The following is a 12,860-nucleotide window of genomic DNA, read 5'->3' on the forward strand; positions in this document are numbered from 1 at the left end:
TTGTTTTTTATTATTGAATGATTTTAAATTCGACTCTGCGGTTTTGTTTTTTGGCTTCTTCACTATTGGTGGTTGAAAGAGGTTCTGATTCGCCTTTGCCTTGAGTAGTCATACGGGCGAGTTCGATTCCGAAATTTTTGTTCAAATAGGTTTTGACACTTTCTGCTCGTTGCTCAGACAGCTTCTGATTATCCATCTCTTTTCCGTCACTATCGGTATGACCAATGATGGTCACTTTTACTTTTGGATTTTCTTTTAAAACAGTTCCTAATTCGGCTAAAACAGTTGCGCTCGAAGATTTTATGGTTGATTTGTTCACATCAAAAAGAATCTCATTGGTAGTAAAACTTCCGGTTTCAATCAGTTTGTGACGCGTATCTTTTCCAGCTTCAGCCAAACGCAAATTAGAGATGTAGTATTTGTCTTTTTTCTCATGATAACCTTGAATAAAAAACACAATGTTGTTGTAAGTTGCATCTTGAAAAGCATTCGGCAAATCCCATATCTTTTCGCCATTTACGTACATTCTCAAGCGACCATTTTGGCGCCAGAATTGTACTTTTGCCGTGTTTTGATTGTTGTTATAATTGGAAATTTCAGCATCGTTTTTCATCAATTCGCCTCCATCACTCATGACTTTAAAAAAGGAATAACCGCGACTTTGATTTCCTGCTACTTGCGGATGCAAACCAACGATAACACCTTCGCTTCCGTTTTTGAATTCGCTCCATTTTAAATAATCCGTTTTCTTTTTGGATTCGATAAAACCTATACGCAATGGAGTAGAGTAGAACGAAAATCCTACGGTGGAATACAAATCAAATTCGAAGGTGAAATTATCGGGCAATCGTGTAATGTGATTGGGCATAAAATTGCCATTATCCGAAAGTTGCAACCATTTCGCATCCGAATCGGAAAAAGAAACGACTTCTCCACTGCTGTTGGTTGACCAATTTACAGGGAAATCGCCTACTGCGTCTTGAGAAAAATCTTCGGTAGCAATGATTTTAGTTCCCGCTACAAAGTCTTTGGCCGATTGAATGGATTTATTTTTTTTGGTGGATTTGGAGTTTTTCGGACCGCTGTTTTCGGTGGTTTTATTATTGAGAACTTTATCTACAGCTTCTTCCGTAGTTTTTTCTGCCTTTTGTTCTACTTTTCGCTCAACTGTTCGTTCGGCTGCTTTTTCTGCTTTTTTGACTAGCTTGTCTAAAAGTTGAGCCTCAATAGTATTGCTAAAAAAAGCAAACAATACTAATAAAGTAATGGTGCGGTTTTTCTGGTTCATAATTCATTTGCTTTGATTGTACTTTGCAAATGTGCGCAGAACAAAACAAAATCGATAGAACTATTGTAACCGTACATCAGACATATGTAACACGAGGTTACACGCTTTTAAAATCAAGGGTTTTGAGAGAAAATTAATTATTTTCTTGGTATTCAGACGGAGTGCAATTGTACACTTCTTTAAAACATCGGATGAAATACGACACATCATTGAAACCTACCGCATAGGCAATTTCAGCTATGGTAACATTGGCTTTTTTGAGTAAAGTCGCGGCCATTTTGATTCGTTCTTTTCTTAGGAATTCAGTAGTCGATACTCCCAAAAGTGATTTTAATTTTCGATGCAATTGCATGCGACTCATTCCCATAAAAGAAGCAAAATCATCAGCTGAGAAATCGGCATTGGAAAGTTCATTGTCCAACACCATTTGTAGTTTTTCGAGGAATTTTTCATCGGCCGAATTGATGACAATATCCATTGGTTTTAAAATCAATTCCTGACTGTAACGATCGTGAAGTTTTTTACGCTCGTTGAGTAATTGAATTACGGTTTGCTTTACTATTTCGTTGTTGAATGGTTTCGTTAAATACGCATCAGCGGTACTTTTTAATCCTTGTAAATGATCTTCGTCAGTTGTTTTTGCAGTTAATAAAATAACAGGAATGAAAGAAGTCAGTTCGTTACTTTTTACTGCTTTTGTAAATTCAAAGCCATCCATTTTCGGCATCATCACATCCGAAATAATACAATCGGGAACTTCTTTCAAAGCAATTTCGAGCGCTTGTTCTCCATCTTGTGCTTCTAGAATTTGATAATTCTCGTTGAAAATATCTTTTAAAACAGCTCTAATTTCTTGATTATCATCAATTATTAATACAACTGGAAGTTCATTATCACTTAAAATTTCGTCATTGGAAACTGATTTTTGCTCCTCTTTAGTGACAGCAATAGCATTCGGAAGATTAGATTCCATTGGAATTTTAACAATAAAACTTAAAGTTCTATTCTCCAATTTGGTTTCGATAGTTCCTTGATACAATTCAACCAATTCTTTAACCAAAGCCAAACCAATTCCAACACCTTGTTGGGTTTCATTTTTCTGATAAAAACGTTCAAAAAGCTTAGGTAAATCCTCTTTTTTAATGTCCGAACCCGAATTGGAAACGTTGAGTCGCAATTGTTTATTTTCGATAGAAGAAGTAAACGAAATAGTTTGATTTTCTGGAGTATACTTCAATGCATTGGAAAGCAAATTGGTTACTATTTTTTCAATGACATCTTTGTCAAAATGATGATTTTCAGTTGTTTTTTCGATGGATGAATTGAATTGAAGTTGGCTTTCCTTGGCTTGGTATTCAAAGGGTTCAATAATGGAATTCAGAAACGTACTGATGTTGCCTTCTTTCAAAAGCAATTGTAATTTTCCACTGTCAATTTTGGATAACTCTAATAGTTGATCGACCAATTCCAACATTCGATTGGAGTTTTTATCTATTAAATCGAGTTTGTTTTGCTGATTTTCGTTGTTGATTTCGCTTTTTAAACTTTGCACTGGACTTTTAATCAACGTCAACGGTGTTCTAAATTCGTGTGAAATATTAGCAAAGAAACGCGATTTTAAGTCGTTCAACTCTTTTAATTTCTCGGCTGTTTTGATTTTGTTACGATAACCATAAAACAGAAACCCTCCAATGGCAATCAACAATCCAAGTAAGCTAAGGTAAATGGTGTTTTGCAGTTTTGATTTTTCGGAAAGTAGTTTCAGTTCCTGTTCTTTTTTGTTGGCTTGGTACTTGGTTTCTAAGTTTTGAAAAGTGTCATTATTCAATTCATCGTTGACCAAACTTGCGATGGAGTCTCTTTTTTTAAGAGTTGTAAATGCCGAAGAATAATCATTTTTAGATTTTAGAAACAAAGCATACGAATCCAAATACAATACGTTTTGCGAACTTATAGTATCGTCTCCAATTAGTTTTTTTGCTTTTAAAAGGTAATTTTGAGCTTCAGAAAGTTGGTTTAAAGCACAAGAATTATTCGCTTGGTAACAGTAAATTTCAATTAGTTTTTTGGTGTCGTTACTTTCTAAGTAAAAGGTTTCGGCAGTCGTTAAGTATTTAGACGATTCTGAGTAATTTTTGGCTTTGTTGTAGGCTTCACCCAATGCTTTGGCACTCAAACTTTGCAAGAGTGGATACTGCATTTCGGTATAAAACTGATACGGTTTTGCCAGTATTTTGATGGCTTCTTTAGGATTACCGTATTCGTTTTCTAATATTCCTTTATCGATAGAAGTTTGCATCAGAATCATCTCATTCTTGGTTTTTCTAGAGATTTCCAATGCTTTTTTATTGGTTTCAAAAGCTTTGGTTTTGTTCTTCAACTCCATATAGATATGAGTGATTTCACCAAGAATTGCAATTTTGAAATACACTCCATCAGGATCCGTTGCCTTAATATTGGTTTCGGCTTGAATGAGGTAATCCAGTGCTTTGTTTAAATTTCGTTTTTCATAATTAATGGAACCCAATAAGTAATAGAAATCTTCCAAACCAATTTGTGTTGGAGTAGCTTTGTATTCATTGAGAACATTCAAAAGCAATTTTTCGGCTTCGTTGGTTTGGTTTACATCCAACAAACATTGTGCAATGTGTGCTTTAGATTTTAAATAAATATAGTCGTCATCAAAGGTTTTTGCTTTTTGAAAGGCTTTTTCATATAGCGGAATAGCTTCCTTGATTTTACCGAGTCGTGCAGTCATATGACCGCTGTACATCCAATAATACGCTTCACATTTTGGGCATTTATTGTTTTTGTTTAATGCTTTTAATTGGTCTAAAATCGGAGCTGCTTTTTCAATATCTGAATCCAAATAAATCAGCGCTAATTCGGCGTAGGCATTTCCTTTTTTGTCAATGTCTTTTGTTTTTAAAACTAATTTTTGCAAAGAGTCAATTTGTTTCTCGTATTGTGAAAAACAAATTAAAGGGAGAAGCAGCGCAAACAAAAACATCTTTTTCATACCTGGAAAAATTGATAAAGTAAAGTTATACAATTTTAAGTATAAAAAAGATGTGTTGATAAGAGTATTGTAACTGATTGGGTGTTACAAGGCTTTTATTTTATATCTGAATTAATTATGAGTGATAGAAAAGTTACCATTAGTAACATTAACAGTTTGAGCTCCGTTATTTGCACTAAAACTAAAGGTTCCTACTACTGTATTGCCGTTATGACTTGTAACGGTTAAGGTTCCCGATGTGACATTGTATTCAGTTTGACTATCATTTGCAAAACCCGCTCCAAAACCATTGGTAGTAACTAAGTTATAGGTTCCTGGAGTAACAGTTTTCGGAAATTGGAGATAGTATGTTCCAAATTCAGGAGAAAGTGTAGCATTATGACCAAAAACGCCTACCGAATTTTCCACTGAATTTTCAGTAATTAATACATATTTACCATCGGTATTGTCATTATCCATGGTAAAAGCAGCACTTCCATTTCGTGATAAACTCATAGTTCCATTTGAATAAAATTGAGTCCCAATTATCATTATGGCATTAATTGTTCCATTTGTAATTGTAACCGTTTCTCCAGTAAAATTCTTTAATGTAGCACTGAAGGTTCCAGTCAAAGTACCATTGGATAAGTTTATATCGGTAATGTTAAGATTGAATTGTGCTCCAGTTTCTAATGAAGTATAAAGTTCATCAGAATTACTTGGAACATAAGTCATCATGGCATTTGAATCGCTGTTGTAAGTAGAATTTCCTTCAGCAATAGTTGTCATTGGTAACTGGATAGTAATTATTGACATATCCATTTTAGTACCAACAATTTGTAAAGCAGTACTGTTGATGTCGCCAGTATTAACATCGGCTATGTTGGCAACCGCAACATCTGAAGACCATTGAGCACCATTAATTGATGCAGTTATTCCACCATTTGCTGGTTCGTCACTGCTGTCACTAGAACACGAAGTTAAAAGTAAAGAGAAAATGCTTAAAAAAAGAAATACGTTTTTCATAAAAATAAGTTTTGTTTGGGCTAATATAATAAATTATTGTATTCTAATTTGCTTACAAATTAATAGTAAAAATAATTTCAAATTGTGTTGGTGTTTTTTTGATTATGGAATCAATTAGCAGGCACCAATCCGCATCCACCACAATTACCACATGAGTTGGTATGTGTTGTGGTTTCGACTAATTTTTTTCCTGTAGTGTATTCGTAATCGGCTACAGTTCGAGTGTAAGAGTTAGAAATATAGCCTTTACCATTGCAATGTGTACATGATTTTTTTCCGAAGATTTTTTTATAAATGGAAGGATTTTCGAGATTTTCAATTTTTTCATAGACTTCCATTTTTAGTTTTGGGTCGTCGTTCAAAGCATCCATTCGCACCAAATCACCTTGATACAGAGGTTTATCAGGAACTGCATAGTATATTCCTTTGGTATTGGTATTGTAATACGCATTTCCTTGAAGATTAGACAATCGTCTTTTTAATACGTTTTCAGGAAGATTAAATATGCGTTGATTTTCAGCTTCAATTTGTCTCTGTTTTCCAATTTCTTTTTCGGAAATCAACTTTGCGGATTCAGAGGTGTCGTGTAGTTCAATTCTTTTTACCACATTGCCATTTGTAATGTCATAAACATATAAATAGCTTAACTTTTCATTCGGTTTGTTGCTGTCTTGCTCTAAAAAGTAGGCGTGAGGTTGGGTTTCAGAAACATAAAACAAATGCGTTTTATTATTTTCCATTGAGCCAATTACAGGGTTTTTAACTGTGAAATTTGCAATTTGTTTACCATTAGCATCTGTTGTTGTAATTGATTTTGCGCCGTATGAATAGGTAACTTTGTATTCACCAGAAGTAAAGTTATTGTCAAGATCACGCCAATCAAAATCAGACTTATTGAATGATTTTGTTGCCATGTCATACACTTTGTATTTATCGTATTTGTAGTCGTTTACAGATTTGTCATGGTTAATGATTTTCACAAATTTTCCTTTACCAATGACTCTCAAATCACCCATTTTGTCTGCAATCAGTTCTTTGTTCCAATTATCAAGATTAAGTAAATAGGCTTCATGGCTGTTTTTTTTACTGTAATCGTAATCCATAACGGCTATTCTTCCGTCATTTACAAAATCATAAGTGTAATAAGGCCAAGGAGTAGTTGTAAAATTGGTAAGGTTAACCAATTTTCTATATGACATTTTATTGGTTAGAACCATATACTTAAGATAAGGATCAACACCAACTATTGGGTCGTGTAATATCTCGTTGCCCAATCCTAAATCGCTTAGTTTTTTCATCCAAATCATTTGATTAGTGATGTTATCCCAAAGCACAATTTCGGTGCCAGATAAGGTCAAGAATTTAGTTTCGTCTTGTGATACAAATAGCCTTGAAACTCTACTAGTTGTAGAGTGAGCACCATTTTGAGCATAACTACTAATAATCGATAACAGTAGAAATATGATGGTTTTTTTAAGCATGATAAATAGTTTTTACAAATTTATCATGTTGACTATTAAGAAAGTATACGTAAAATAGCGTATTTTATATTTTCTCTTGCAACGCTTTAATTTCATCGCGCAACTTGGCCGCTTGCATGAAGTCCAAATCTTTGGCCGCTTTTTCCATGGCTTTTCGAGTCTCGCGAATTTTCTTTTCAATTTCGGGTTTGGATAAGTACAAACTTTCAGGTTCGGCCGCTTTAGCTATTTTGTCTTCAAAATATTGTGTTGAAACCGAATTACCACTCAACGCGTTACCCAAACTTTTGTTCAAGGCTTTTGGTTGTAGATTGTGTTGGGTATTGTAAGCGATTTGTTTTTCGCGTCGGTAATTGGTTTCGTCTATGGTTTTTTGCATGGAAGCCGTGATTTTATCGGCATACATGATTGCTTTTCCATTGACATTACGTGCAGCGCGACCTACGGTTTGTGTCAACGAACGATGGCTGCGTAAAAATCCTTCTTTGTCTGCATCTAAAATCGCAACCAACGAAACTTCAGGTAAATCCAAGCCTTCACGCAATAAGTTGACACCAATCAATACATCAAACAGTCCTTTTCGTAAATCTTGCATGATTTCCACGCGTTCTAATGTATCCACATCCGAGTGAATGTAACGACAACGAATCGACACTTTGGTCAAGTATTTGGTCAATTCTTCGGCCATACGTTTGGTTAATGTAGTAACCAAAACGCGTTCGTCCAATTCGCAACGCACTTGAATTTCTTCGATTAAATCGTCAATTTGATTCAAACTCGGGCGAATTTCAATAATCGGATCCAATAATCCTGTTGGGCGAATGACTTGCTCGACATAAATTCCTTCGCTTTTCTCCAGTTCGTAATCGGCTGGTGTAGCTGAAACGTAGATGACTTGGTTTTGCATTGATTCGAATTCCTCAAACTTCAACGGTCGGTTGTCCATCGCAGCAGGCAATCGGAAACCAAACTCCACTAAGTTTTCCTTGCGACTTCGATCGCCGCCATACATCGCATGCACTTGAGAAATAGTCACGTGACTTTCATCCACAACCATCAAAAAATCATCTGGAAAATAATCCAACAAACAGAACGGTCGCGTTCCTGGTAGACGTCGATCTAAATAACGAGAGTAGTTTTCAATTCCAGAACAATAACCCAACTCGCGTATCATTTCCAAATCGAAATTGGTGCGTTCTTCCAATCGTTTGGCTTCTAAATGCTTTCCAATTTCTTTGAAATAATCCACTTGCTTGACCAAATCTTGTTGTATGTCCCAAATCGCTGCTTGTAACACATCAGGAGAAGTCACAAACATATTGGCTGGGTAAATATTGAGTTTTTCGTATTTTTCCAATACGTGCGAAGTCTTAGCATCGAAGGCTTCAATTTCTTCAATTTCGTCTCCAAAAAAATGCACACGAAAGGGTTCGTCGGCGTAACTCGGAAATATTTCAACTGTATCGCCTTTGATTCTAAAAGTTCCCGGAGTGAATTCCGCTTCCGTTCGTGAATACAAACTTTGCACTAATCGATGCAATAATTTGGTTCGGGAAATCACTTGATCTTTTTCGATGGAAATCACATTTTTTTGAAATTCTACTGGATTTCCGATTCCGTACAAACACGAAACCGAAGCTACCACCAACACATCACGTCGACCCGAAAGCAGAGCAGAAGTCGTGCTTAAACGCAGTTTTTCCAGCTCATCGTTGATGGACAAATCTTTCTCAATGTACGTTCCTGTCACTGGAATATAGGCTTCGGGTTGGTAATAATCATAGTAGGAAACGAAATACTGTACCGAATTATTAGGGAAAAATTGTTTGAATTCGGAGTATAATTGTGCAGCTAAGGTCTTATTATGTGCTAAAACCAAGGTTGGTTTTTCCACTTCTTGAATCACATTGGCAACGGTAAACGTTTTTCCTGAACCCGTAACGCCAAGAAGCGTTTGGTATTTTTCTCCATTGAGAATTCCATTAGCTAATTTTTCTATGGCTTGCGGTTGATCACCTGTAGGTTGGTATTCGGATACGACTTGGAATTTCATTTTTTTTTTGAGTTGCTGAGTGACTGAGAAGCTGAGTGACTGAGTTTTGTTGTGAGACAAAGTTATAAAATTAAGAGTCATAAATTACTGAAAATTTTCTCAGTAACTCAGGCTCTCATTAACTCAGGTACTTTTCTAAAACTTCCACTCTTTTTGTTGTTGTTCACTCAAAAATGTCCAGGCGACCAATCGACTTATTTTTTGTCCTTGGTTCATTTCAATGGTTTTGATTTCGATGGCGCCGACTTTATTCAAGGTTCTATAAATGGTCTTGAGGTTGTCTTTTTTGGAAACTAAAGTCGTAAACCAAAAACAATTCAAAGGATATTTTACACTTTCGTAAATCATTTGGGTGATGAAACCGATTTCTCCGCCATTGCACCATAATTCGGCATTTTGACCGCCAAAATTCAGTATTTTTTTGGTTCCAAGATTACTGGTTTTTCTTTCGGAAGCTTTGTTGGCTTCAAGTTGCGACGAATGAAAAGGCGGATTACAAATCGTAAATGCAAATCGATCTTCAGGTAAAATGATGTTTTTGAAAATATAACGCGGTTCGGTTTGCAATTGTAAACTGATGGCTTCGATTAATTTCGGATTTCCAGCGATGATTTTCTTGCAATTTTGTAGTGCATTTTCGTCGATGTCTGTGCCCACAAAACTCCAATTGTAAACAGAATTCCCTATGATAGGATAAATGCAATTCGCACCAATTCCGATGTCCAAACCACAAGTGTTTTCTCCAGTTGGAATGATTCCGTTATTGGCATTAGCCAACAAATCGGCGATGTGATGAATGTAATCGGCTCTTCCCGGAATGGGCGGACACAAATAGTGTTGCGGAATGTCCCAATTCGTAATTCCGTAATCGGATATTAAAATCGCTTTGTTCAAAGCTTTTACAGCGCCGGAATTGCTAAAATCGATTGTTTCAACGTTGTGATCATTGGTAAAAACAAACGATTGAAGTTCAGGAAAAGCTCTTCCTAATTTTTCAAAATCGTAGCGTGAACGATGCTGATTTCTAGGATGCAAATTGGTTTTTTCGGGATTTGTTTTGGGTTTCATTTTTAACTAAAGTCTAAGCAAAGATACTCAGAAAAAACCGTACTTTTAGCTTTTTAAAATCAACCGCACATGATTTTCGTACACCGATTTAAAAAGCGCTATGCCTTGTTTTTGCTGTTCGTTTTGTATGTGATTGTTTGCCAATCGTGTATGAAAATGCGCATGAGTAGTGTAAAAACAAAAGAATTTTTCGAGGCGAAAAAGGTAGAATTTGTTGATAAAACCATTGACTTTGACGGACATTCGTTGCATTACATCCAAACAGGTGATGAAAACAACCCTACTTTATTTTTTGTTCACGGTTCACCCGGAAGTTGGGATGCGTTTAAAACCTATTTGAACGATAGTTTATTACTCAAGAAATACCGCATGATTGCTGTGGATCGGCCGGGTTTTGGGTACAGCGATTTTGGTTCACCCGAAAATTTGGCAACACAATCGAAGTGGATTAATGAGTTGGTTCGGATGTTGAACATTAAAAAACCAATTGTTTTGGTCGGACATTCGCTCGGTGGACCAATGATTGTAAAAATGGCGATTGACGATCCAAAATTGTATTCGCATTTGGTAATTCTGGCTGGTTCTGTCGATCCAAAAGCGGAGAAACCCGAGTTGTGGCGACCGATTTTAAAAAGTAAACCTTTGCGGTATTTGATTCCGGGTGCTTTGCGACCTTCTAATGATGAGTTGTGGTATTTGAAAACCGATTTAATCGATATGAAGCCGCATTTGGATGAAATTACAACTGAAGTCACCATTATCCATGGAACGAAAGATCGATTGGTTCCGTATTCGAATATGGCATTTTTACAAAAAGAATTGGTAAATGCTAAAAAGATTGACACACTTTCTATTAAGGATGCCGATCATTTTATTCCGTGGTCGCATTTTGAAATAGTGCGAAATCGCTTGTTGCAGTTATAATTTTTACCACTGATTCACAGATTTAAAATTATTTTAAAAGTTTGTGAATTTGTATTGTCAGTATCTGATTTTTATTAAGATTTTAAAAATAAATATGTGAATCTGTCTGCCGACAGGCAAGTCTGCGTTGTATAAAATCAATTTCAATCAAAACATTCCATTAGCAGTAAATCACCTTCAGTGTGTTGAATTTTTACGATTCCGTCTTCGGTTACGTGATTGCTGCTTCCTGTGCGATAACCAATGGTTAATTCTTCATTTTGCAATGGGTAGAATAGATTTTGAGTAGTAATTCCGCTTACTTTTCCTACTGGAATTAAGGAGATTGGCGTGTTCGCAGTATACCATTTTTCATAGGTACGTGGCAATAAAAACACTTTGGAATGATCGTCTAGAATAACAATTTTTAATTGATTGCGGTAACTGACAATGTTGGTAATATTGGTAATGGTGTGATCGGCACGTTTGCCGGTTGCCCAAACCACATTTACGGCTTGATGTCCTTTTTCAATGAGGTAATCAAAGGCCTTCTCTAAATCGGTTTTGTCTTGGTTGGGCGTGTGGACGATTTCGAGTGGAAATTGTTTTTCTTTATACAGTTCGGGATTGAAATCGCCGTCAAAATCACCCAACAATACATCAATTTTGATGTCGAGTTGCAGCACACGATCGATGGCGTTATCTAACACGATGACAATAGGCGACCATTCGAGCAATTGTCCGAGCAATTCCATACTACATTCGGCGCCATTAGCAATGATGAGCGCTGGTTCTTGGTCGTCGCGAACGATGTGGTGGGAAGACATTTTTCTTTTAATTAACAATTAACAATTGATAATTGACTTTTAGTAATTATCAAATGTTAAATAAAAAATTAATAGCAATCAATTATCAATTGCAAATTAATGGTTTTTATTCGTAATACGTAATTTTAAATTCCCAATTATTTTAGCCCAGATAGTAATGAAAAACAAAAAGCAGCGGTAATCTAGTTTTTTTGGGATAAAAAAGCGACCGCAGGAAGCTCTTTTTGTACCGTTAAAAACTTTTTTCGGCTGCTTTTTTTTGTAATGAATAGCTGGATGAGCTACAAAAAAAACACCACTGATTCACAGATTTTATTGACTACTTTGCTGATTTCAACTATTGAATAATTGAAAAAAATGAAAAGAATAATAATCTGTACATCTGCGGCGAAATCACTTATTGAATAGTATATTCTCGAGTATCTACTTCGGATAAATGAAAATAACCTAAAGGATAATCATCCACGTTGTTTTGATTGACAATATTTCCTCGTAAAGTGGCTGGTGGTGTGGCAAATGGATTTCCTCCACTGGCGGTAATGTTTATTAATTTATTGACGTAATTGTAATAGCGCAACGACATACCTTGTAAGCCAAAAGTCAGTTGGTTTCCGGCTTCCAATTCGTCGTCAGTATAAAACCCAAACATCTGATTTCCCTGAAAAAACTCATCGCTTACGGCACCTAATTCTGGTATCACTTCATCCGATTTTTTTACAAGTATGAGGTAATTGTTGTCTTCCAAACCATTGTCTTGAAAGAAAAACTTCACTTGAATTACATCGCCCGAAATGCCTTGAACAGTGGTTTGCTGAACAGTTTCAATGGGTGGAGTTGCAAGTAACTTTTCGGTAGAATTATAAGTGATTCCATTGTATTGCACGGTTAATGTGTAGGTTTCGTTGATAACAGGAACGAAATTCAAGCACACGTATTCTCCTGTATTCGGAACTTCAACAAAATTGAATACTCCATTTGCACTGTTAGTGATGAATACTGTTGCGCCAGAAACAGTTGGAACGGTTTCGCTGTAATAACTCGTTGTTGTAGTGAGTTTTATGCGTTGTTCGTTGCCTGTAGTGCCTTTCTGCCAAAGAATATTGGCATCGATGACTAATTTTGGAGCTGCGGTATCTAAATCGACATTGATTACGTCTTCACAGCTAGCAAAGAAGATTAAAACGAAAAGGAAAACTATATTTTTCATGGTGATGAA

General features: G+C 35.9%; 9 protein-coding genes. 1 reads left to right on the forward strand and 8 read right to left on the reverse strand.

Annotation, left to right across the window (positions count from 1 at the left end; genetic code table 11):
- Positions 1 to 10 precede the first annotated feature (10 nt).
- The 6 genes from VK161_RS07615 to rlmF form a co-directional block, all read right to left on the reverse strand.
- Positions 11 to 1,288, reverse strand: a complete 1,278-nt coding sequence (locus VK161_RS07615) for an OmpA family protein (RefSeq protein WP_324214175.1) — start codon at positions 1,286 to 1,288, stop codon at positions 11 to 13.
- Between the two features lie 133 nt (positions 1,289 to 1,421).
- Positions 1,422 to 4,232: a response regulator gene (locus tag VK161_RS07620; protein WP_324214176.1), complete on the reverse strand. Its 2,811-nt coding sequence runs from the start codon at positions 4,230 to 4,232 to the stop codon at positions 1,422 to 1,424.
- 186 nt (positions 4,233 to 4,418) lie between these two features.
- On the reverse strand, positions 4,419 to 5,312 hold the full coding sequence (locus tag VK161_RS07625) for a hypothetical protein (RefSeq protein WP_324214177.1): 894 nt from the start codon (positions 5,310 to 5,312) through the stop codon (positions 4,419 to 4,421).
- Positions 5,313 to 5,422: 110 nt separating this feature from the next.
- Positions 5,423 to 6,793: a hypothetical protein gene (locus tag VK161_RS07630; protein ID WP_324214178.1), complete on the reverse strand. Its 1,371-nt coding sequence runs from the start codon at positions 6,791 to 6,793 to the stop codon at positions 5,423 to 5,425.
- 64 nt (positions 6,794 to 6,857) lie between these two features.
- Positions 6,858 to 8,846 (reverse strand): excinuclease ABC subunit UvrB, encoded by a 1,989-nt coding sequence (uvrB, locus tag VK161_RS07635; protein WP_324214179.1) that lies wholly within the window; start codon positions 8,844 to 8,846, stop codon positions 6,858 to 6,860.
- Between the two features lie 135 nt (positions 8,847 to 8,981).
- The gene (rlmF, locus tag VK161_RS07640; protein ID WP_324214180.1) at positions 8,982 to 9,914 is read right to left on the reverse strand and encodes a 23S rRNA (adenine(1618)-N(6))-methyltransferase RlmF; all 933 of its coding nucleotides are present in this window, start codon (positions 9,912 to 9,914) and stop codon (positions 8,982 to 8,984) included.
- 69 nt (positions 9,915 to 9,983) lie between these two features.
- Here rlmF and VK161_RS07645 point away from each other — a divergent pair, with 69 nt between their 5' ends.
- Complete coding sequence (locus VK161_RS07645) at positions 9,984 to 10,838, forward strand: alpha/beta hydrolase (protein ID WP_324214181.1); 855 nt, start codon at positions 9,984 to 9,986, stop codon at positions 10,836 to 10,838.
- Positions 10,839 to 10,981: 143 nt separating this feature from the next.
- On the opposite strand, the gene VK161_RS07650 is transcribed toward VK161_RS07645, so the two are convergent.
- Both VK161_RS07650 and VK161_RS07655 read right to left on the reverse strand, forming a co-directional pair.
- Positions 10,982 to 11,644 (reverse strand): thiamine diphosphokinase, encoded by a 663-nt coding sequence (locus VK161_RS07650; RefSeq protein ID WP_324214182.1) that lies wholly within the window; start codon positions 11,642 to 11,644, stop codon positions 10,982 to 10,984.
- 397 nt (positions 11,645 to 12,041) lie between these two features.
- Positions 12,042 to 12,851 carry a DUF4249 family protein gene (locus VK161_RS07655; protein WP_324214183.1) on the reverse strand — a complete coding sequence of 270 codons (810 nt, stop codon included), beginning with the start codon at positions 12,849 to 12,851 and terminating at the stop codon, positions 12,042 to 12,044.
- Positions 12,852 to 12,860: the final 9 nt, after the last annotated feature.

This window comes from Flavobacterium sp., from assembly GCF_035299245.1.
Taxonomy (GTDB): domain Bacteria; phylum Bacteroidota; class Bacteroidia; order Flavobacteriales; family Flavobacteriaceae; genus Flavobacterium.

Excerpts from the sequence above, each read along its gene's own strand:
- VK161_RS07650 (WP_324214182.1), bottom strand. The coding sequence starts at position 11,644 with ATGTCTTCCCACCACATCGTTCGCGACGACCAAGAACCAGCGCTCATC.
- VK161_RS07625 (WP_324214177.1), bottom strand. The coding sequence starts at position 5,312 with ATGAAAAACGTATTTCTTTTTTTAAGCATTTTCTCTTTACTTTTAACT.
- VK161_RS07630 (WP_324214178.1), bottom strand. The coding sequence starts at position 6,793 with ATGCTTAAAAAAACCATCATATTTCTACTGTTATCGATTATTAGTAGT.
- VK161_RS07645 (WP_324214181.1), top strand. The coding sequence starts at position 9,984 with ATGATTTTCGTACACCGATTTAAAAAGCGCTATGCCTTGTTTTTGCTG.
- VK161_RS07655 (WP_324214183.1), bottom strand. The coding sequence starts at position 12,851 with ATGAAAAATATAGTTTTCCTTTTCGTTTTAATCTTCTTTGCTAGCTGT.
- rlmF (WP_324214180.1), bottom strand. The coding sequence starts at position 9,914 with ATGAAACCCAAAACAAATCCCGAAAAAACCAATTTGCATCCTAGAAAT.
- uvrB (WP_324214179.1), bottom strand. The coding sequence starts at position 8,846 with ATGAAATTCCAAGTCGTATCCGAATACCAACCTACAGGTGATCAACCG.
- VK161_RS07615 (WP_324214175.1), bottom strand. The coding sequence starts at position 1,288 with ATGAACCAGAAAAACCGCACCATTACTTTATTAGTATTGTTTGCTTTT.